Genomic DNA, 20,527 nt, shown 5'->3' on the forward strand with positions numbered 1-20,527 from the left:
CTCCTTCTCCCGCATCACCGATCTGGTACGTCACCGATCTCATTGCTCCCCGGCGACCAACCCGCGCAACCGGGCACCCCCCGGTGAACCGGTCCACAGTCCATTGTCCCGCGCCCGCGCAAGTGGACGCCGTGACAGGTCAGCCGGGCTGCCGTCACCCAGGCCGCCACACCACCCGATGCTCCGCCAGCCGCGCCAACACCGCGTGATTCGCCTCCCAACCATCCGGAAACTTCACCACCGTCCCCAGCTGCACCGGCTCCGTCGACGGATAGTCGTCCAGCAGCTCGCTCACCCCGGCCCGGCACACCACGATGCACGCGTGGCGGTGGCGGGAGGCGAGGACGCACAGGCGGCCCGTCTCCAGGTGGAAGGCGGTGGCGTCGGGGCGGCCGGAGAGGGGGTGGAGGACGACCGTGACGTCGTACTCGCGGCCCTGGAGGCGGTTCGCGGTGTCGACGGTGACGTCCCTCACGCCCAGCTCGGCGAGTGCCGCCCGGACCGCCGCCGCCTGGTCCCGGTGTGCCGTGCCGACCGCGATCCGGTCGGCGGTGAGGGGCGCGGGGTCGGGCGAGCGCTCCGACGTCGCCGCGCCGCCGCGGTCCATCAGGCGCCGTACGACCGTCGCCACCGCCCGTACCGCCTCGGGGTCCGTGCGCGGCGTGTTCCGGGCGGGTAGTTCCAGCAGGCCCCAGCCGGACTCCGCCGCCTCGTCGATCACCCGGTCGGGGCCCGAGCCGTCCGACGGGACCGCGAAGGAGAGGTGACGGTCGCCGTGGTCCGTGCCGCTGCGGAACGGCGTGTACGGGTAGAAGGCGTCGGAGACGAGGGGCGCGGCGGACGCGGGGAGCCGCCAGGACACCGGCAGGCGGTGCTGCGGCAGCTCGGGGTTGTGGGCGAGGAGGGTGGTCACGGCGGAGGCCGAGGGGTCGTACGACAGCCCCGCCCACTGTTCGCTGCCCACGATCGCGAACGGGTCCAGCTGACCCGGGTCGCCCACGAACAGCGCCCGCTCGAACAGTCCGGCCACGGCGAGCAGTGAGTCCGAGCGCATCTGGTACGCCTCGTCGACGATCGCGTGCCGCCAGGGCTCGTCGACCTTGACGTGCCCCCACTTGGCCGCCGTGGAGATGACGACCGAGAGACCGGTCAGGTCGCCCGCCTTCGCCGACTTGCGTACGTTCGGCAGCTCGTCCAGCGCCTTGTCGTACGGGTCGGCGTCGCTGCTGTGCAGCCGGCCCACCGGCAGCTCGGGGTTCTTCTCGGCGAGCCTCAGCACCAGGTCGTCGACCTGGGCGTTGGTCTGCGCGACGACCATCAGCGGGCGTCCGGCGTCGGCGAGTTCGAGGGCCGCGCGGACGACGAGCGTGGACTTGCCGGCGCCGGGCGGGGAGTCGACGACGACACCGCGCGCGGTGCCGTGCAGTGTGTCGCGCAGGATCGCGTCGGTGGCCTCGGTCGCCGCGGCACCGGGGTCGAACACGGCGGTCACAGCACATCCTCCTCGGTCAGGGGATCGGCGGCCTCGGACTCCTGCTCCCCGGGCGGCCCGCCGTGCGTCCACGGCGTCTGCTCCGGGTCGGGCAGCTTGGCCCCGCCCCGCTGCTCGTGCTCGAACAGCGTGAAGCAGATCAGGTCGCCCTTCTCCGGCACGGACCCCGCCTCCGGCTCCTTGCCGCGGCCCATCTTGTCGAGCACGCGCAGCACGATCAGCGCGCCGCCGTCCTCGCCGTTCTCGTCGGGGGCCTCCTCGTGGCCGACGAACTCCGCCGCCTGCGGCTTCCCGCCCAGCGACCGGAACACCTTGGCCCGCTCGCCCAGATGCGGCCGGTCGTCCGTGCGGACGGTGACCAGGGGCCGCGGGCTCGGTCGCTTGCCCTCGCTGTACGCCATGACGACCTCGGTGACCTCGCCCGTGAACGCCTCCCCGGCCAGCCGCCGCCCCGCCATCACCAGCGGATCGTCGAGTGCCTCCTGCGCCTCCAGGCGGGCCTGTTCGCGCTCGCGCGCGGCGAGCTTGTTGGCGGCGGTGACCGCGTCGTCGCGGCGCGGCTGCGGGGGCTCGCCGGCCAGGACGCGGTCGCGGTGTCCGGTGAACGACCAGCGGTCGCGGGTCCACCGCTCCTCGACGTGCTGCCCGGCCTCGGGCAGCTGGGACCGCAGCAGGTCCAGGCCCCGCCACACCGCGTCCCAGGTGGGCCGGGTCCGGGTCTCGACGAGGGCGCGGATGTCCCGCTCGGCGGCGGTGAGGTCACCGAGCCGGTCGTCGGCCTCCAAGCCGTCCTCGGCGGCGGCGAGGGCGGTACGGGCACGGTCGTAGCGCTCGATGGCGGGGGCGAGCAGCTTGTTGTCGAACGCCGGGTCGGTGGCGGGACCGGCCGGCGGGCACAGCAACTGGCCCTGACGGTCCCGCGCGAGCTCCGCCCGCAGCGCCGCCTCGGCGCCCGACTCGCCCTGCGGCGGGTCGATCCAGGCGAGCAGCGCGCCCAGGTGCTGGTCCTCCAGGGTGGACTGGCCGGTCGCCCAGTGCCGGGCCAGTACGTCCGTCATGGCGAGCAGCAGTGAAGAGCCGGGTACGCGGGCCCGCTCGCCGAAGTGGGTCAGCCAGCGGCCGAGCAGCGGTACGCGCGGGGGCGCGGGATAGGGGGCCTCCGGGGCCTGTTCCGCCGTACGCCGGAAGCGCATGGAGCGGCCCAGGAGCCGTACGAAGTCGATGCCCGCGCGGCTCGGCACGATCAGCTGAGGGGCGTCCGCGCACAGTTCGACCTCGACCTTGACCCGCTTGCCGGTCTCCGGGTCGGTCTCGTTGCGCTCGGCCGCCTCGACGACCTCGGCGTGAGCGTCGATGTACGGCAGGACGACGTCCGCCAGCTCGGACAGGAACGCGAATCTGAGGTCGCGGTCGCGGGGCTGCGGTACGACCAGCAGGTGCGGGGCGTCCCGGTCGGTGCCGACCAGCGCGCCGAGCGGGGCGCCGGCCTCACCGGCGGTGGTGAGGGGCACGAAGACCAGGGGTCGGTCGGACAGGTGCCGGTGTCGGACGGTGGCGGCGGGCTGGGCGCGGCCGGTGCTGACGGCTTCGAGGCGGGCGAGGGTGGAGATCAGTGACACGGGGCCACCGCCTGCGTGCCGATGGCTTCCGGCTCATGGCCGAGGGTTTCCGCCGCACGGCCGAGCGCCCCGGCTTCCCGGCCGAGGGCCTCGGCCCGCAGCCGCGCCGCCCGGCGCAGGGCCGCCACCGCCGGGTCGTCCGGGTCGCCGGACTCGCCGCGGGCCGCCGACAGGACGTCCTCGACCGTCGTCAGGCCGCCCAGCTCGGCCCGCACGGAACGGCCCAGCGACGTCACCGCGCCGGACGCGCGGGAGCGGGCGCGGCAGTGGAAGGCCAGCTCGCAGGCGGACAGGCACTCGGGCGCGTAGGTCGCCGGGACCGACTCGACGGCTTCCGTCAGGTCGGCGGTGGGCAGGTCGGGGGAGAAGCAGGTGCCGGCGGGGAGCGTGTCGGCGATGTCCTCGATGCGGGTGAGCCGGGCCAGTTGGCGGGAGGTCACCGCGCGCTGCTTGCGGACGTCGACGGCCGAGGCGGTGGGGAGGTTGGAGAAGTCCTTGGGGCAGACCAGGAGGACGCGGTGGCGCACGCGCGGAGGTGGGTCCAGCCGGGCGGCGATCTGCTCCAACGCCAGCACGTACACCGCCGACTGCCGCGCGGCCGCGCCGACCTTCGCCGGGTCCGCCGAACCGTCCAGCATCGGGAAGGACTTGATCTCCACGACCGTCCAGCTGCCGTCCGGGTGCACGACCACCGCGTCCGGCTCCAGGAAGGCGGGCGAGCCGGCGACGTCCAGCGCGAGCATCGGATGGTCGAGCAGGGTCCACTCGCCGCGCGCCTCGGTGGCCTCCCGCAGCGCCAGTGCCGTACGGGCGGTGCGGCCCTCGGGGCCGGTCGCGGTGAGCTCGGGCACCCGCGCGTGGACGGGCGGCTCGGCCGTGCGGTCCAGTCTCTCGTGCACCAGCCGCAGCAGCTCCGCGCCGCCGTCCGCCTTGACCTTGGCCTCGAAGGCGTTGCCGCGCGTGAAGGCGAACTGCGACTGCCCGAACACCGACGGCGAGCCCAGCGCGCTCGCCAGTGCCGCCTTGTTCACCCCGGCGCCGTCCAGGATCGCGCGCCGCTTGCAGCCGGGATTGGCGGCGAGGGCGGCCAGGGCGCGCGCGTCCAGCGCCTTGGCCGGTACGTCGGGACCGCGCAGCTCAGCGAGCCGGTGCCGGAGCGCCGTCCCCCGCGTCCTGGGGAGAGGCACTCGGCTCGGCTCCCGATCCGAACCGGGACTCGCGCTGCCGTGGAATTCGCTCACCCGCGGAAGTCTGGCATCCGCCACTGACAATTGAGGAAGATGCGTCACCAGAGCCCACCGGGACGGGGTCGCCGGAGCCCGCCGGGATGGTGCCCGTGCCCGTGCCCGAGCCCGTCGCGACCGTGTCGCGGGAGGCCGTCGCGACCGGCACGACCTCCGCCCCGAACCGCGCCCGGACCCGGTCCGCGGTCCGCATGACGTACGGCGCCAGCAGCAGCCCGGCGCCCATCACGGCGGCGCCCGCGGCCGCGTCGAGGAAGTAGTGGTTGGCGGTGCCCATCACGACGATCGTGGTGATCAGCGGGTAGGCGACGGCCGCCACCTTCGTCAGGCGCGTCCCGCCGTACCGCCACAGCATCACCCCGCACCACAGCGCCCAGCCGACATGCAGACTCGGCATGGCCGCGTACTGGTTCGTCATGCCGCCCATGCCCTTCGGCGCGCTCGCCGCGCCGCCCCACCAGCCGTACGAGCTGTACTGGGCCATCGTGTCCACGAAGCCGTAGCTCTCGGCGAGCAGCCGGGGCGGGCAGGTGGGCAGCAGGGTGAAGCCGATCAGGCCGATGAAGGTCGACGTCATCAGCCAGGTGCGGGCCGCGCGGTAGTGCACGGTGCGGGACCTGAAGAGCCAGACCAGGAGCGCGGGCGTGACCAGGTAGTGCAGCGACGCGTACCAGAAGTCGGCCGGGACGCCGAGCCAGGGCTCGCGCGTGAAGAGCCGGTTGAGGGGATGCTCCGCGTTGAGGTACAGGGCCTTCTCGATGTCCAGGATCGCCAGGCCGTGGTCGACGGCCGTGCTGACATCACCCCGGGCCAGGAGTCGGCCCGCCGAGTAGCAGGCGTAGACCAGCAGTATCAGCGGCAGCTCGGTCCACCAGCGCAGGCGGGTCCGCGGCGTCGCCTCCACGCCAGCTGTCTCGGCGTGTGGCATCCGATCGCCTCCCCCTTCTTGTCGCGGCGCCCGGTGGACCGGTCGAACCACTTTACGGTGTACGCGTGCGCCTCCTTCGGGCGCCCCCGGCCCTCAAGACGCAAAGATCGCCCCCCGGGTTGCCCGCGCACAGCGTGCGCGATGATGGACGGGTTCCGCCTCTCATTTCTTCCGGAAGGTCGCTCCATGGCACCGCGCATCCTGCTGGCCCGGCACGGACAGACGGCATGGTCGCTGGCCGGCAAGCACACGGGCAGGACCGATGTGCCGCTCCTGGAGGAGGGCCGCGGCGGCGCGAAGCTGCTGGGCGAACGCCTGCACCGGGCGCCGTTCGACGGGCTGGCAGGGGTGGAGGTCCGCACCAGCCCCCTGTCACGCGCGCGTGAGACGTGCGAACTCGCCGGCTTCGGCGAACGCGCGCGTACCTGGGACACGCTCATGGAGTGGGACTACGGCGCGTACGAGGGCATGACCCCGGCGGACATCCAGGCCGTACGGCCCGGCTGGCTCATCTGGCGCGACGGCGTGCCCGAGGGCGAGAGCCTGGCCGAGGTGACCGCCCGCGCCGACGAGGTGGTGACGTGGGCGCGCGCGGCGGACCGGGACGTGCTGGTGTTCGCGCACGGTCACATACTCCGCTCCATAGGCGCGCGCTGGCTGGGCCTGCCGCTCGACTTCGCGGCCCGGATCCGGCTCAACCCGACGTCGCTGTCGGTGCTGGGATGGGCGTACGGGGAGCCGGCGATCGAGAGCTGGAACGACCTGGGGCACTTGACGGCGTAAGGGAGGGCCGAACGCCCGCAGGTTGTCGTCGGCTAGGCCGTGCGCGGCACGCTCGCGTGCCTCTCCAGGAACACCGACACTCCACTCGCCCGACGGTGCGGCAGCAGCACCCGTGCCGTTCCCGCAAGCATCGTCTGCACCCGCGAGGACTGCACCTGGTCCAGCAGGTCCAGCACCCGCATCCCGGCCGCGGCGGCCTCGTCGGGAAGGCCCCCGCGGGCCAGGTCGTCCGCCAGTTCCGCCGTGTACAGCGCGATGTTGCGCGTGAAATGCGGATCCTGCAGCTCGGCCGCGCGGCCGGCGTGCCGCGCCGCCCGCCGCCAGTTGCCCAGCGTCGACCAGCACTGCGCCTCCAGGGCCTCCAGCTCGGCCTCTCCGTAGAAGCTCATCCACTCGGGGTCGGCGTCCGAGCGGCCCCGCCCGAAGAACGCCACCGCGCGCGCGAGGGCCTGTTCGCAGCCGGTGCGGTCGGCGAGCCCCGCCCAGCCACCCGCCTCGCGCAGCGCGAGCAGCGACATCAGACGGGGGGAGCCCAGGGGACGCGCGACGCGTTGCGCGGCCTGCGCCGCCCGGACCGCCTCGCGCGGCCGGCCCGCGTCGCGCGCGAGGAACGACGTGTTGCAGAAGGCGTGCGCCTCCAGCGCCGGGTCGCCCGCCATACGGGCTGTCGCCAACGCCTCCGCGTAGTGCGAGCGCGCGTCGTCGAACCGCCCCGAGTCGTGCGCCAGCCACCCCACCGAGATGGCCAGTTCACCCGCGCCCGAGTGCAGCCGGTCGCCGGTCGCCTGCCGGGTCGTACTGGCGTCGAGCAGTGCGTAGGCGGCGCGCAGCGGGGCGGCCGCCCGTCGGTAGAGGCCGTCGGCGCCGTGCCGGTCGTCGAGCACCCGGATGCGGCGTACGGCTTCCTCGAGCGCGTCCGCCTCGTGCCCCCCGGCACGCCTGACGGGACGCGCCGCGGCCGCGGCGTCAAAGGTGAGCCCCAGGGGGCCCAGCGAGGCGGCGGCCACCGTGGCGCCCCCGCCGGTCATGAATGCGCGACGCAGCACGTCGCTCTCCTCGTGGATCTCGTCGTTCTCGTGGTTCTGCTGTGCGCCGTACGACTCGTACGGGTCCTGCGGGTCTCGTGGGACATACGGCTCGTCGGCCCCCCACGTCTCACTCGTGGTGTGCGCCGGGCTCGTGGTGTGCACGAGGGGCGCGTTCTCATCGGTGCGCGCCCGGCGTCCGCGTACGGACGAGCGGGGCGCGAAGCCGAGGTCGGTGAGCGTGCGGCCGGGGAACATGTGCAGGAACACCCGTTCGTACGCATAGTTGGGACACCGGATCTCGCCGGCCTCGACTCGTCCGACGTAACGCGCGTCACAGCTGACCCGCTCGCCGATCTCGCGGGCGGCCCGTCGTACCGCCGCGGCGAACTCGGCCGGCGAGCGCTGTCCGCGCAACTGCCGGAACGCGAGGTTCGGCCGCGGTGGTCTGGGGTACTGCTGGGACGAGGTCAGCTCTGACGACGCCATGGCCGGGTCCTCCCGTGCGAACCGTCGAACCATGCCGGAACGAGGACGAGTTGAACCGAATATTCGTGTGGTGCCCTTGTCTCCGGCGGGCAAGAACGTACCTGCTGTAGCGGAGTCGACACGCAGGGTTTAGCTACAAACCGGATATCTCATACGTGATCTGCCATGAACTGCCATCCTTTGCGGCTGACTTCCGCCGTAGCCGTTGACGTCGCGACGCGTTGAACTCTTCGGACTGCACAAGGGGTTCCGTGGTGGAGGTCGAGATGGAGACCAGCCAGAGCGTCGTTCCTCGTACGCCGTCGACAACGGTGGGGCACGCGCCGACAGCAGAGTTCAGCGAGCCGGCGGAGGTGGGCTGCGACGTGGTCACGGTTCCGGCGCGGCAGGGCCTGGAGGCGGTCGACATCCTGCGGCGGGGTGCCGGCGACGGGGTCGGGCCCGTGCTGCACGACGACGGCAGCGACACCCTTGGCTTCGTGGTCCCGCCGGGCACGGCGGCCGCCTGGGACGTGCCGGGCAGCACCTGCACCGAGACCGACGGCCGGGGACTCAGCCTGAACCTGAACCCCGAGCCGCCCGTCGAGGGCTCGGACTGGCTCCTGCCGCCCGGGGAAGCGGACCTGGCGACCGATCCCGCGGTCCTGCGGGAGGCGCTGGGAGAGGCGGCGCGGCTGATCGAGGCGGCCGACAACTGTCGGTGACGTGTGGTCGCCGGTGAGGCACGGCCGGACGGCGGGTGGGAGCGCCCGTACCCCCTGATAATGGCCTCGTGGGAAAGTCCAGGAACCCCCGGCGCTCCGGCGCGGCCGTCGCCTCCGTCGTCGAGACCGTCGACGGCGGGCTCGCCGAGCTCATACCCGACCGGGACCGGGCGCGAGCCTGGACGCTGCTGATCGACGGCGCCCCGCAGTCGCACGTCGACCTCGACGACCCCTCCTATCTCTCCTTCGAGTACCAGCGCCGCCTCGGCCACGTCATCGACCTCGTCGCCCCGCCCGGCAAACCCGTACAGGCCGTACACCTCGGCGGTGGTGCCCTCACCCTCGCCCGTTACGCGGCCGCCACCCGCCCCCGCTCCACCCAGCAGGTCGTCGAGCGCGACGCGCCCCTCGTCCAACTGGTCCGCCGCGAGCTGCCGTTGGACCGAGGCGCCCGTATCCGGGTGCGGTCCGTCGACGCGCGCGAAGGGCTCGCCAAGGTGCCCGACCGATGGGCCGACCTCGTCATCGCCGACGTGTTCAGCGGGGCCCGCACCCCGGCCCACCTCACCTCGACCGAGTTCCTCGACGAGGTCCGCCGGGCGCTGAAACCCGGTGGCTGGTACGCCGCCAACCTCGCCGACGGGCCGCCGCTGGCGCATCTGCGCGGTCAGATCGCCACCGCCGCCGCCCGGTTCGCCGAGCTGGCACTGGTCGCCGACCCGACCGTGCTGCGCGGCAAACGCTTCGGCAACGCTGTCCTGCTCGCCGCCGACGTGCCGCTCCCGGTCGCGGAACTGACCCGCCGTGCCGCGTCCGACCCGCACCCCGGCCGGGTCGAGCACGGCAGGTCCCTCACCGACTTCACGGGTGGTGCCGTACCGGTCACGGACGCGGCCGCGGTCGCGTCACCGGCGCCGCCGCCTTCAGTTTTCAGGTAGTTCGGCGTCCTTCGGGTGAGTCAGTAGTTCCCGATCTCCACCCGCGGCGGCCCGTCGTGCCATGTGCAGAACACCGACACCCGGTCCGCGCCCGAGCCGAACTCCACCCGGATCCACGTCTCCGTCTTCCACACCTGCATCGACCAGCCTGCGCCCGGAGTGGCGGAGACGAGGGTCGCGGAGGTCTCGCCGATGTCGAAGACGACGCGGCCGCCGTCGGTGTCGTAGCCCTTGACCTGGCCGGAGGCGGTGGGGGTCGGGGAGGGACTGGGGGTTCTCGGGGGTGTCTTCGAGGGGGTCGGGGTGGTCCGCGGCGTCTTGCCCGGCTTCGGTGCGGGACTCCCCGGCGGGGTCGGCCGTTGCGTCGACGAGGCCAGTGGCTTGGACTCCTGCGTGGTCGCGTCGGCCGCCGTGATGGGCAGGGCGCGCGGCCGGTCGTACACCGTGCCCGCCATCACGGTGTGGACACCCCACCATGACAGCGTGACCGCCGCGCCCGTGGCGAGCGACCAAGCCAGTACGTGTACGAGACCTCTGCGCATCGCGGGCCATACTGCCTCACGCGTCCCGGGCGTGTCGCGCGGTTGTGCGCGGGGGTGGAGTTGCCCACACGGTGCGGTTGTCCACAGCCCGCGAGTCATCCAGTCATCCAGTTATCCACAGGCCCGGACCCGGCTCGCTCGCATGGCGTAGGTTGCGGCGCATGGCAAGTGTGCTCGTGGTCGAGGACGACCAGTTCGTACGCTCGGCGCTCATCCGGCACCTGACCGACGCCGCCCACACGGTGCGCAGTGTCGGTACGGCACTGGAGGCGCTGCGCGAGGTCGCCCATTTCCGTTTCGACGTGGTGATCCTGGACCTCGGACTGCCCGACCTGGACGGCTCCGAGGCCCTGAAGATGCTGCGCGGCATCACGGACGTGCCGGTGATCATCGCCACGGCCCGGGACGACGAGGCGGAGATCGTCCGGTTGCTGAACGCCGGGGCGGACGACTATCTGACCAAGCCGTTCTCGGTCGAGCACCTGTCGGCCCGGATGGCCGCCGTCCTGCGCCGGGCCCGTTCGGGCAGCGGGGAGGCCGCCCCCTCCAGCGTGCTCCGCGTCGGCGGCCTGACCGTCGACCCGTTGCGCCGCCAGGCCGAGTTGGACGGCGTGAGCCTGGACCTCACCCGCCGCGAGTTCGATCTGCTCGCCTTCCTGGCCGGGCGGCCCGGGGTCGTCGTCCCGCGCAAGGAACTGCTCGCCGAGGTATGGCAGCAGTCGTACGGCGACGATCAGACCATCGACGTCCATCTGTCCTGGCTGCGCCGCAAACTGGGCGAAACGGCTGCCAACCCGCGCTATCTGCACACCCTTCGGGGCGTCGGCGTGAAGCTGGAACCACCCAGCGGGGAGCCGCCGCGATGAGGTGGGCACTGGTCAAGGTCTGTCTGGCGGTCACCACCATGGTCGTGGTCGCCTTCGCCGTCCCGCTCGGACTCGTCATCCGCGAGATGGCCCGCGACCGCGCCTTCTCCAACGCCGAGCGGGAGGCCGCGGCCGTCGCCCCGGCGCTGTCCATCACCACCGACCGGGACCAGTTGGAGCGGGTCGTCGCCTCGGCCGGCTCGGACGCGGGCATGGCCGTGCACATACCGGCCTCCGGTGACACGGCCGCCGTCGACCTCGGCCGCCGGCGCGCCGCCGCCGACGACATCGCCACGGTACGGCGGCTGGGGCGTGCCTCGACCAGCGAGGTGCCGGGTGGGTCCACGCTGCTCCAGCCGGTCGCGCTGAGCTCCGGCGAGATCGCCGTCGTCGAGGTGTACGTCCCCGACTCCGAGGTCACCAGCGGCCTCACCACGGCCTGGGCGGTGCTCGCCGGGGTCGGCCTCGCGCTGATCATCGGCTCGGTCGCGGTCGCCGACCGGCTGGGGGTGCGGATGGTGCGGCCCGCGCAACGCCTGGTCGAGGGCGCGCATGAGCTGGGGGAGGGCAAGCTGGGCGCCCGGGTGCCCGAGGAGGGGCCCAACGAACTGCGGCTGGCGGCGGTGGCGTTCAACTCGATGGCCGACCAGGTCGTACAACTCCTCGCGAACGAGCGCGAGTTGGCGGCCGACCTGTCCCACCGCCTCCGTACACCGCTGACCGTGCTGCGGCTGAACGCGGCCTCGCTCGGGGACGGTCCGGCCGCCGAGCAGACCCGGGCCGCCGTCGCCCAGCTGGAGCGCGAGGTCGACACCATCATCCGTACGGCCCGGGATGCCAAGCCGCAGACGGTGGCGGCCGGTCCCGGCGCCGGGTGCGACGCGGCCGAGGTGGTGCGCGAGCGCATGGCGTTCTGGTCGGCGCTGGCGGAGGACGAGGACCGCAAGGTGCGGGTGGCCGGCGTCGACCGGCCGGTGCGGATACCGGTGGCCCGGGCGGATCTGGCTGCCGCGCTGGACGCCCTGCTGGGCAACGTCTTCCGGCACACGCCCGAGGGCACGGCCTTCGCGGTCGACGTGCACAACGGCGAGGACGCGGTGATCGTGCTCGTCTCGGACGCGGGGCCCGGCATATCCGACCCCGAGGCGGCGATGGCGCGCGGGCGGGGTTCGGGCAACGCCGGCTCGACCGGCCTCGGGCTCGACATCGTGCGGCGGCTCGCGGAGTCGACGGGCGGCGACGTGCGGATCGGGTCTTCGGTGCTCGGCGGGACCGAGGTGCGGATCTGGATCCAGCTGGGCGGGGCGCCTGTGCGCAGAGGGCATCGCGGGGCGGTGCGAAGACGCCGACCCGGCAGATTGGTCTCTACCTTTAACCGTCCCCGATCCCTTCCTTAAGCGCACCCTAAGGTCCCCCATCGCCGTCCGGATCAGGCGCTTTGCCCGATTCCGAATCGCTAGCGTGCTGCCGCACCCCACCCCTGAACAGTGAAGGCAGGCACGCGAATGAGCTCCCACCGGCGCAAGCTCAGTGGCAGGAACAAGGCGATAGGCGGCCTGGTGGCCGCGGCCGTGGTCGGCGGTGGCGCGATCCTGTTCACGGGTACTGCCCAGGCGGCCGGGATCGGGGCGGCGTACACGAAGACCAGTGACTGGTCGACGGGTTACACCGCGCAGTACGTCGTCACCAACAACAGCGGCGGGGCCGAGAAGGGCTGGACGCTGGAGTTCGACCTGCCGTCGGGCTCGAAGCTGAGCTCCCTGTGGAACGCCGAGTCGAGTGTGAGCGGGCAGCACGTCACGGTCACGCCGCCGAAGTGGGACACGGACGGGCTGGCCGCCGGGGAGTCGGTCACGGTCGGCTTCGTGGTCAACGGCACGGGCGCGCCGACGGGTTGTCTCATCGACGACGTGAAGTGCTCCACGGACGACAGTGCGACGCCCGAGCCGAGCGGCCGCCCGACGTCCACCGAATCCGCCACACCGACACCGACGTCGCCGCCGAAGCCGACGGCCACGCCCACCCAGAGCGCGACCCCGACCGCCAAGCCCTCGGAGACCCCCGGCGCCGGAACGGGAACCACCGCCGGCTTCGCCCCGTACATCGACACCTCCCTCTACCCGGCCTTCGACCTGTCGGCGAGCGTCGAGGCGACCGGTGTGAAGGACTACAACCTCGCCTTCATCACAGACGGCGGCGGCTGCACCCCGAAGTGGGGCGGTGTCACGGACCTCGGCGGTGACGCGGTGGCCGCGCAGATCGGTGGCCTGCGTGCCAAGGGCGGCGACGTCCGGGTCTCCTTCGGCGGCGCGGCCGGCAGCGAGCTGGCGACGACCTGCTCCTCGGCCGACACGCTGGCGGCGGCGTACGGCAAGGTCGTGGACGCGTACAAGCTGACCAAGGTCGACTTCGACGTCGAGGGCGGTGCGCTGCCGGACAAGGCGGCCAACGCCCGCCGCGCCCAGGCGATAGCCAAGCTCCAGGCGGCCCATCCCGACCTGGACGTCTCCTTCACCCTCCCCGTCATGCCGGAGGGCCTCACCCAGCCGGGCGTCGACCTCCTCGCCGACGCCAAGCGGAACGGCGCGAAGATCGCCACCGTCAACATCATGGCGATGGACTACGGCCCCGCGTACAGCGGCGACATGGGCACCTACGCCGAGCAGGCGGCCACTGCCACCCAGGCGCAGGTCAAGAGCGTGCTCGGCCTCTCCGACAGCGCGGCCTGGAAGACGGTCGCCGTCACCCCGATGATCGGCGTCAATGACGTCACGACCGAGATCTTCAAGGTCGACGACGCCACCCAGCTGGTGAAGTTCGCCCAGTCCAAGGGCCTCGGCTGGCTGTCGATGTGGTCGGCGACCCGCGACAAGCAGTGCGCGGGAGGCGAGAAGCCGGCGGCGGACGCGACGTGCAGCTCGATCCTCCAGGAGAAGTTCGCGTTCTCGAAGGCGTTCGCGGCGTACGGCAAGTAACGCCGAGCCGCCCACGGGCAACCACGACACGGGGGTCCGCGCGCCCCGGCCGGTCTTCCCCCATCCGGCCGGGGCGCCCACGACCGTCGCCCCCGGGTCAGTTCTTCTGCAAGGCCCGCGTCACGCCCGCGATGACCGCCGTGGTCAGCACCCAGCCGAAGGCGATCAGGGCATAGGCAAGCCCCTGCACCTCGCCGTCCGTCCAGTACCAGGCGGTGCGCTGGCCCAGGCCACCGATGGGGATCAGCAGATCGAGCGTGTAGACGAGTGGCGCGAACGGCGCTCCCTCGCCCGGCTTCACCGGGGTCGGCGTATGGGCGCCGAAGACCAGGGCACCCAGCAGGGTCAGTGCCAGCAGCCAGACACCGGCCAGCCAGGGGCGGTAGCCGTAGCCGACGGTCGCGTCGAGCAGATGGCCCCAGGCTCGCGCGGCCGGGTGCAGGGTGCGGCGGCGATGGCGCTGTTTGGCCAGCAGGACGCGCCGGGCGTCGTCGTCATGGCCGACCCTCCGGTACCAGCTCGCCAACTGCTCGTACGGCTGCGGACCGTAGCCCGGACTGCGCCGTATCCAGGCCACACGGTGGGCGACCGACCCCCGCGCCCCCACTGCTTCCCGGCGCTCACCGCCGTCGTCCCCGTCGGCCACTTTGATGGAGCCGTAGACGAAGCCGTCCAGCTCCACCACGTCCGGCCAGCTGTGCCGGTTCTCGTGAAGGTACGACACCTGGGCGCCCCGCAGGTCCACGGGGCCGGACGGCGTCCGGGCGACGGTGAAGTCGAAGTCGACGGCCTGCATCAGCATGCCGACCAGGGCGGGACCGTCGCTGTCGGGAGGCCCGTTCAGGACGGCTCCTTCGAAGCTCAGGTTGTCCGAGACCCGGGTGCCGCGCAGCCGTACGGTCCCGTTCGCGGTGAACCCTCCGGAGAGGTCGAGCGTCGCCGCCACGGCGTTGTCCAGTGCGAGGGCCACGCCGCGGGGCCCGGACTGCTCCAGATGCGCACCCTTCATGAACAGCCCGCCCGACAACTGCGCCCCCAGGAAACGGACCTCACCCCGCGCGACGAATCCGCCTTTGCAGAAGAAGCCCCCCTCCATGACCAGGCCACCGGCGGAAACGGCCCAGCCGCCGGGCGCGTTGATCTCGGCCCCGTTGAGGATCACGCCACCGTTGACCCGGGCGTTGGTGAGCGACAGAGCGGTGACGCCGTGGTGGAAGGGCGAGGAGGCACCGCTTTCCAGGACGGAGCGCCGCAGGTCGAGATGCCCTTCGACAGCGGCCGACCCGGCCTCGAGGCCGGGCACTCGGCACGCCCTGATCAAGATGGTCTGCGTCGACGCCCCCAGCAAGTTCACCGACTCCTCGAACCAGCACTCCTCGAGCCAGAGGGTATGACCGATCTGCGCACCGGTCAGATTGAGATGCCCGGAAATCCGCGCCCCGGCCAGCCGCAGACCCGCGACGGCGCCCGGTTGCGCGGTGTTCGCGCCCAGGAGAAGCGCCGCGATCACGGCGGCCCGCACCGTACGCGCGGGCCCCCACTGCCCACCTCCGGCGACGCGGTCGTCCTCGGGTACACCCGTGCGCAGGTCCACGGGGCGCCCCTCGGGGAACGCGTCCCACAGCTCACGCTCCGGTGGCGTCAGGTCGTCGTATGAGAGCACCCGGTCAGCGTAGTGATCTCCACTCGTTCCGGGAGAACCGCGAGGCGCGGCACGTCCCCTCCGCGTGCCGCGCCCCGTCCGCCGGACAGGACCCGCCGGCTCCGGCAGCTCGCCGCCGGAGCCGGGCTAGATCTCCGTCTCCACCGCCGGCAGCACCCCCGTCCGCGCCGCCTTCCCGTACCAGTACGCGCTCGACTTCGGCGTCCGGGCGAGCGTCGAGTAGTCGACGTACACCGCCCCGAACCGCTTCTCGTAGCCGTACGCCCACTCGAAGTTGTCCATCAGGGACCACAGGTAGTAGCCCCGGACATCGGCGCCGTCGGCGATCGCTCGACGGACCGCCGAGAGGTGGCCGTGCAGGTACGAGATGCGCTCCGGGTCGTGGACGCGGCCATCGGGGTCGGGCTTGTCGTCGTAGGCCGCGCCGTTCTCGGTGATGTACAGCGGCAGGCCCGGCGCCTCCCGCGTGTAGCGCATGATCAGCTCGTGCAGGCCGGTCGGGTCGATCGTCCAGCCCATCTCCGTGCGGTCGCCCGGAGTCTGGTGGAACAACACGTCGTCCGCGCTGGGCCACGGCGAGTGCTCGCTCGCCCCGTGGCCGTCCGCGCGCGGGCCGTTGACCCCGGTCTCGGCCGCCGAGACGAGCGTCGGGGTGTAGTAGTTCAACCCCAGCGCGTCCAACGGCTGGTTGATCGCCGCCAGGTCGCCCTCCAGGACGTACGACCAGTCGGTCACCGGCTCCGTCGCCGCGTACAGGCTCTCCGGGTACGCGCCGTGCAGGATCGGACCGTGGAAGATCCCGTTGGCCAGGTCGTCGATCTTCCGGGCCGCCGCCAGGTCCGCGGGATCCTGCGAAACCGGCCGCACCACCGAGGAGTTGAGGCTGAGCGCCACCGAGTTGCGGGCCGGCATCACCGAGCGCAGGGCCGACGTGCCCAGCCCGTGCGCCAGGTTGAGGTGGTGGGAGGCCCGCAGCGTCGCCACCGGCTCGGTGCGGCCCGGTGCGTGCACCCCCGACCCGTAGCCCAGGAACGCGCTGCACCACGGCTCGTTGAGCGTGATCCACTGCTCCACGCGGTCGCCGAGCGCCTCGCCGACGATCTGCGCGTACTCGGCGAACCGGTACGCGGTGTCGCGCTCCGGCCAGCCGCCCGCGTCCTCCAACTCCTGGGGGAGGTCCCAGTGGTAGAGGGTGACGGCGGGCTTGATGCCGTGCGCCAGCAGCTCGTCCACCAGGCGGCGGTAGAAGTCCAGGCCCCGCTGCACCGCAGGGCCCCGGCCCGTCGGCTGCACCCGTGACCAGGAGACCGAGAAGCGGTACGCGGTCAGGCCGAGCTCGGCCATCAGCGCCACGTCCTCGCGGTAGCGGTGGTAGTGGTCGACAGCGATGTCACCGTGCTCGCCGCCGGCGGTCCGGCCCGGCGTATGGCTGAAGGTGTCCCAGATGGACGGCGTACGGCCGTCCTCCCGCACCGCCCCCTCGATCTGGTACGCGGACGTCGCCGCGCCCCAGAGGAAGGCGGGGGGAAAGGACACGGAGGACATGGGCTCAGGCATGGAAGCGCTCCCATAGGGGGTCGTGGAGACCGACGGGTGTAGTGGCGGAGGGGGGAAGGTGGTGCACGGGGCCGGGGCGGCGGTGACCCGGCCCCCGCGGACGTACGACTGAGACGACCGAGGCGAAGGAGTGGGCGTCAACCCTTGATCGCGCCCTGCATGATGCCGCCCACGATCTGCTTGCCGAACAGCAGGAACGCGATCAGCAGCGGCAGCGTGCCGAGCAGGGCGCCCGCCATGATCACCGCTTGGTCGGGGACATAGCCGGTGCCGAGGGAGTTGAGGGCGACCTGCACGGTCGGGTTCTCCTGGTTGAGGGCGATGATCGGCCACAGGAAGTCGTTCCAGGCGAACACGAACGTCAGCAGGCCGAGTACGGCCATCGCGGGCCGCGCCGCCGGGAAGACCACGTGCCAGACGACCCGCAGACTGCTCGCACCGTCCACCCGCGCCGCCTCGATCAGCTCGCTCGGCAGCGCCTGCAACAGGTACTGCCGCATGAAGAACGTACCGAAGGCCGTGCACAGCGTCGGCAGGATGACCGTCTGGAGCTGGTTCGACCAGCCGAGGTCCGCCATCCACAGATACAGCGGTACGACCGCCAGCTGCGGCGGGATCATCATCGTGCCGATCGTCAGCATCAGCAGGACACCGGAGAACCGGAACCGCAGCTTGGCGAAGGCGAAACCGGCCAGCGTGGCGAACAGCACCGTGCTGATGGTGATCGTGCCCGCCACGAACATGGTGTTGAACATCGCCTTCCCGAGCCCGGCCTCCTCCCACGCCCGGTCCATGTTCTTGAACAGGTTCCCGCCGAACCACAGCGGCGGCGGGGTCTCCGCGAGCCGCCGGTCCGTGCGCGAGGCCGCGATCGCCGTCCACACCAGCGGGGCCAGCGAGACCAGGGCGAAGACGGACAGGACGACGTAGGTGAGCGGGCCGGCGTGCAGCTGCTTGCCGGCGCCCATGACCCGGGGGCGCTCGCGCCGGGGCTTCTTGTCCCGCTCGGCCTGAGGGAGTGTCAGTTCACTTGCGGTCATTGGGACTTCCTCAGCCGTCGGGACACCAGCAGTTGGATCACGGCGACGATCAGCAGGATCAGGAACATCGACCAGGCGATCGCGGACGCCTTGCCGAGGTTGCCGATGATCCAGCCCTGGTCGTACATGTACAGGCCGAGCGTCTGGTACTGGTGCTCGGAGCCGCCCTTCGAACCGCTCACCCCGCCGAACAGCAGGGGCTCACCGAAGAGCTGGGTCGCGCCGATCGTCGAGACGACCACCGTGAACAGGATCGTCGGCCGCAGCTGCGGGACCGTCACATGGAGGAACTGCTGCCAGCGGTTGGCACCGTCGATCGCCGCGGACTCGTAGAGGTCGGCCGGGATCGCCTGCATCGCGGCCAGATAGATCAGCGCGTTGTAGCCGGTCCAGCGCCAGATCACGATCGACGACACCGCGAACTGCGAACCCCAGTCGGACTCACGCCAGTTGACCGGGTCGATGCCGACGAACTCCAGCAGCCAGTTGATCATGCCGCCGTCCCACGAGTACAGCAGCACGAACACCAGCGTCGCCGCCGCCACCGACGTGGCGTACGGGGTGAGCATCACGACCCGCCACACGGTGGAGCCGCGCAGCTTGTAGTTGAGCAGGTGCGCCAGGCCGATCGCCATCAGCAGCTGCGGCACCGTGGAGATCACCCCGATGGTGAACGTGTTCCACAGCGCGTTCCAGAAGAAGTCCGAGGACAGCAGGTTCTGGTAGTTGTCCAGGCCGGTCCAGGTCTGCCCGTCGAGGTTGGCCAGCTGCACGTTGTGCAGCGAGTACCAGGCCGTGTACAGCAGCGGGACCAGCGAGAACGCCCCGAAGACGATGAAGAAGGGGGCGATGAACGCGTACGGCGACGCCTTCATGTCCCAGCGGTACAGCCGGCTGCGCCAGGAACCGTTGCCCGGCGGCGGCGTACCGCGACCGTGAGCGCGGCCGGCCGCGCCCGGCTGGTCACCGGGCGCGGCGTCGGCGCTCGACGCGGGATGCGCGAGGGCCTGCTTGGAGCTGCTCACTGGCCGAGCACGTCCTTGATCTCTTCGGAGGCCGCGTCCCAGCCCTCGTCAGGGCTCTTGCCCTTCTGCTCGACCTGGAGGATGCCGACGTCGGTCAGCGCGGTGTTGATCGCCTGGTCCTTGATGCCGAAGTACTGCGACGGGATGGTCTTCGCCGAGTCGGAGAAGATCTGTGTGATCGGCGCGTTCGAGAAGTACTCCGTGGTGGCGGCCGCCGGCTTCAGGGTCGAGTACGCCGCCGGGGTCGACGGGAAGCTCGCCTGCTTGGCGAACACCTTCGCCTGCTGCTCGGGCGCGGTCAGCCACTTCGCCAGCGCGATGGCCTCCTTCTGGTGCTTGCTCGACGTCGGCACACCGAGGAACGAACCGCCCCAGTTGGCCGCGGTCGGCGCGGCCGCCACGTCCCACTTGCCCTTGCCGGACTCACCGGACTTCTCCAGGATGTAGCCGATCATCCAGGCCGGGCAGGCCACCGTGGCGAAGGTGCCGTTGGCGTAGCCCTGGTCCCACGGCTTGTCGAACTGCTTCAGCTTCGCCGACATGTCGCTGGTCGCCACGTCCATGGCGACGTCCCAGGCCTTCTTGACGCTGTCCGACTTGTCCCAGGTGACGGTGCCGTCCGTCTGGTAGTAGCGCTCGGGTTCGCCGCCGAGGGCCGCGTTGTAGACCGAGGAGGCCGAGTCCACGAACTTGGTGCCGCTCGGCGCCTTCTTCATGTACTCCTTGCCCAGCTCGACGTACTTGCCCCAGTCGCCCTTCCACTGCGCGGCGAGCTTGGTGCGGTCCGTCTCCAGACCGGCCTTCTCGAACAGGTCCTTGCGGTAGCAGATCGCCATCGGGCCGACGTCGGTGCCGAGTCCGATCAGCTTGCCGTCCTTGCTGGTGGCCTGGGCGTTCTTCCACTCCAGCCACTGCGACTTGTCGACCTCCTTGCCGAGGTCCACGAACTTGTCGGCCTGGGTCTGCACGGCCTCGGTGATGTTCATGACCTCGATCGCCTGGATGTCGTCGGCCCCCGCGCCGGCCTGGAGCCGGGTGAGGACCTTCGGCCAGTAGACGTCGGTACGGGTGGTGACGTTCTCCTTGATCGTGATGTCGGGGTTGAGCTTCATGTACTCGTCGTAGAGGCCGGCCTGCTTGTAGCCGAAGGTGCCGAAGGTGCCGACGGTGAGGGTGGTCTTGCCACCGCCGCCGTTGCCACCGCCCTCGTCCGAAGCGTCGTCCGAGTCCTCGGCGCAGCCGGCGAGCAGCCCTGTCGTCAGCGCGGCGACGACCGCGAGGGTCGTCAGCCTGCGGGACCCGCGGGTACTCGTGCGCATTGCGTCCTCCTGTTGCCTGACGTGCCGACCCCCCGGCCAACTGCACTGTTGGGCCCGTTCGTTGTACTCGCTGCGGCTCGGGCGGGGAACGTGCGGGATGTGTATGTGTCAGGTACTGTGGGAGCGCTCCCACAAGTGATGAGTTGAAGGTTCGTCGGTCCGAGCGGGGGTGTCAAGGGCGTGGGAGCGGAGAGATGCGTTCAGTTATCGGGCCGTTAACTGGACCCACCTGAGCCCGTCCGGCGTTCGAGGACGAGGCCGTTCAGGCCGAAGCGGGGGTCTGGGGCGGCAGCCCCCAGGTGGGGTCAGTGCAGCAGA

The 20,527-nt window shown here is 71.7% G+C and carries 17 protein-coding genes; 6 read left to right on the plus strand and 11 right to left on the minus strand.

All coding sequences use genetic code 11. From position 1 onward, the window contains the following. Positions 1–154 precede the first annotated feature (154 nt). From ACTMVF_RS05165 to ACTMVF_RS05180, 4 genes are read right to left on the minus strand one after another with little or no spacing between them, the layout of a single operon-like run. Positions 155–1,492 carry an AAA domain-containing protein gene (locus ACTMVF_RS05165; protein ID WP_441269742.1) on the minus strand — a complete coding sequence of 446 codons (1,338 nt, stop codon included), beginning with the start codon at positions 1,490–1,492 and terminating at the stop codon, positions 155–157. Then, the gene (locus ACTMVF_RS05170; protein WP_441269743.1) at positions 1,489–3,111 is read right to left on the minus strand and encodes a hypothetical protein; all 1,623 of its coding nucleotides are present in this window, start codon (positions 3,109–3,111) and stop codon (positions 1,489–1,491) included. The genes ACTMVF_RS05165 and ACTMVF_RS05170 overlap by 4 nt, the downstream gene beginning before the upstream one ends. Continuing rightward, a complete protein-coding gene (locus ACTMVF_RS05175) occupies positions 3,102–4,298 on the minus strand; it encodes a hypothetical protein (RefSeq protein WP_441269744.1) in 1,197 nt (398 codons plus the stop codon). Before ACTMVF_RS05175 ends, ACTMVF_RS05170 begins: the two co-directional genes overlap by 10 nt. Beyond that, on the minus strand, positions 4,249–5,283 hold the full coding sequence (locus ACTMVF_RS05180; protein WP_441269745.1) for a phosphatase PAP2 family protein: 1,035 nt from the start codon (positions 5,281–5,283) through the stop codon (positions 4,249–4,251). The genes ACTMVF_RS05175 and ACTMVF_RS05180 overlap by 50 nt, the downstream gene beginning before the upstream one ends. 186 nt (positions 5,284–5,469) lie before the next feature. On the opposite strand from ACTMVF_RS05180, the gene ACTMVF_RS05185 reads away from it, so the two are divergent. Continuing rightward, positions 5,470–6,066, plus strand: a complete 597-nt coding sequence (locus tag ACTMVF_RS05185; protein ID WP_441269746.1) for a histidine phosphatase family protein — start codon at positions 5,470–5,472, stop codon at positions 6,064–6,066. A 32-nt stretch (positions 6,067–6,098) separates the two neighbouring features. Here the strand turns inward: ACTMVF_RS05185 and ACTMVF_RS05190 are convergent, their stop codons facing one another. Continuing rightward, positions 6,099–7,580, minus strand: coding sequence for a hypothetical protein (locus ACTMVF_RS05190; RefSeq protein ID WP_441269747.1), 1,482 nt, complete (start codon positions 7,578–7,580; stop codon positions 6,099–6,101). 266 nt (positions 7,581–7,846) lie between these two features. Between ACTMVF_RS05190 and ACTMVF_RS05195 the strand changes: the two genes are divergently transcribed. Beyond that, the gene (locus ACTMVF_RS05195; RefSeq protein WP_441270134.1) at positions 7,847–8,284 is read left to right on the plus strand and encodes a hypothetical protein; all 438 of its coding nucleotides are present in this window, start codon (positions 7,847–7,849) and stop codon (positions 8,282–8,284) included. A gap of 68 nt (positions 8,285–8,352) precedes the next feature. Beyond that, positions 8,353–9,222 (plus strand): spermidine synthase, encoded by an 870-nt coding sequence (locus tag ACTMVF_RS05200; protein ID WP_441269748.1) that lies wholly within the window; start codon positions 8,353–8,355, stop codon positions 9,220–9,222. A gap of 20 nt (positions 9,223–9,242) precedes the next feature. On the opposite strand, the gene ACTMVF_RS05205 is transcribed toward ACTMVF_RS05200, so the two are convergent. Further along, complete coding sequence (locus tag ACTMVF_RS05205) at positions 9,243–9,764, minus strand: hypothetical protein (protein ID WP_441269749.1); 522 nt, start codon at positions 9,762–9,764, stop codon at positions 9,243–9,245. A 161-nt stretch (positions 9,765–9,925) separates the two neighbouring features. On the opposite strand from ACTMVF_RS05205, the gene ACTMVF_RS05210 reads away from it, so the two are divergent. From ACTMVF_RS05210 to ACTMVF_RS05220, 3 genes are all read left to right on the plus strand, one after another. Continuing rightward, on the plus strand, positions 9,926–10,630 hold the full coding sequence (locus tag ACTMVF_RS05210; protein ID WP_441269750.1) for a response regulator transcription factor: 705 nt from the start codon (positions 9,926–9,928) through the stop codon (positions 10,628–10,630). Further along, on the plus strand, positions 10,627–12,027 hold the full coding sequence (locus ACTMVF_RS05215; protein ID WP_441269751.1) for an ATP-binding protein: 1,401 nt from the start codon (positions 10,627–10,629) through the stop codon (positions 12,025–12,027). Before ACTMVF_RS05210 ends, ACTMVF_RS05215 begins: the two co-directional genes overlap by 4 nt. Positions 12,028–12,135: 108 nt before the next feature. Next, positions 12,136–13,605 carry a glycoside hydrolase family 18 protein gene (locus ACTMVF_RS05220; protein WP_441269752.1) on the plus strand — a complete coding sequence of 490 codons (1,470 nt, stop codon included), beginning with the start codon at positions 12,136–12,138 and terminating at the stop codon, positions 13,603–13,605. Positions 13,606–13,702: 97 nt separating this feature from the next. Here ACTMVF_RS05220 and ACTMVF_RS05225 read toward each other — a convergent pair whose 3' ends face one another. The 5 genes from ACTMVF_RS05225 to ACTMVF_RS05245 all read right to left on the minus strand — a co-directional run bounded on the left by ACTMVF_RS05225 (position 13,703) and on the right by ACTMVF_RS05245 (position 20,209). Beyond that, complete coding sequence (locus tag ACTMVF_RS05225; protein ID WP_441269753.1) at positions 13,703–15,268, minus strand: oxidoreductase; 1,566 nt, start codon at positions 15,266–15,268, stop codon at positions 13,703–13,705. Between the two features lie 126 nt (positions 15,269–15,394). After that, positions 15,395–16,825, minus strand: coding sequence for a GH1 family beta-glucosidase (locus tag ACTMVF_RS05230; RefSeq protein ID WP_441269754.1), 1,431 nt, complete (start codon positions 16,823–16,825; stop codon positions 15,395–15,397). A gap of 137 nt (positions 16,826–16,962) precedes the next feature. Beyond that, positions 16,963–17,865, minus strand: a complete 903-nt coding sequence (locus tag ACTMVF_RS05235; protein WP_441269755.1) for a carbohydrate ABC transporter permease — start codon at positions 17,863–17,865, stop codon at positions 16,963–16,965. After that, positions 17,862–18,890, minus strand: a complete 1,029-nt coding sequence (locus tag ACTMVF_RS05240; RefSeq protein ID WP_441269756.1) for a carbohydrate ABC transporter permease — start codon at positions 18,888–18,890, stop codon at positions 17,862–17,864. The genes ACTMVF_RS05235 and ACTMVF_RS05240 overlap by 4 nt, the downstream gene beginning before the upstream one ends. Next, positions 18,887–20,209, minus strand: coding sequence for an ABC transporter substrate-binding protein (locus ACTMVF_RS05245; protein ID WP_441269757.1), 1,323 nt, complete (start codon positions 20,207–20,209; stop codon positions 18,887–18,889). Before ACTMVF_RS05245 ends, ACTMVF_RS05240 begins: the two co-directional genes overlap by 4 nt. Between the last annotated feature and the right edge of the window lie 318 nt (positions 20,210–20,527).

The organism is Streptomyces sp. SD31 (assembly GCF_052068475.1).
Lineage (GTDB): Bacteria > Actinomycetota > Actinomycetes > Streptomycetales > Streptomycetaceae > Streptomyces.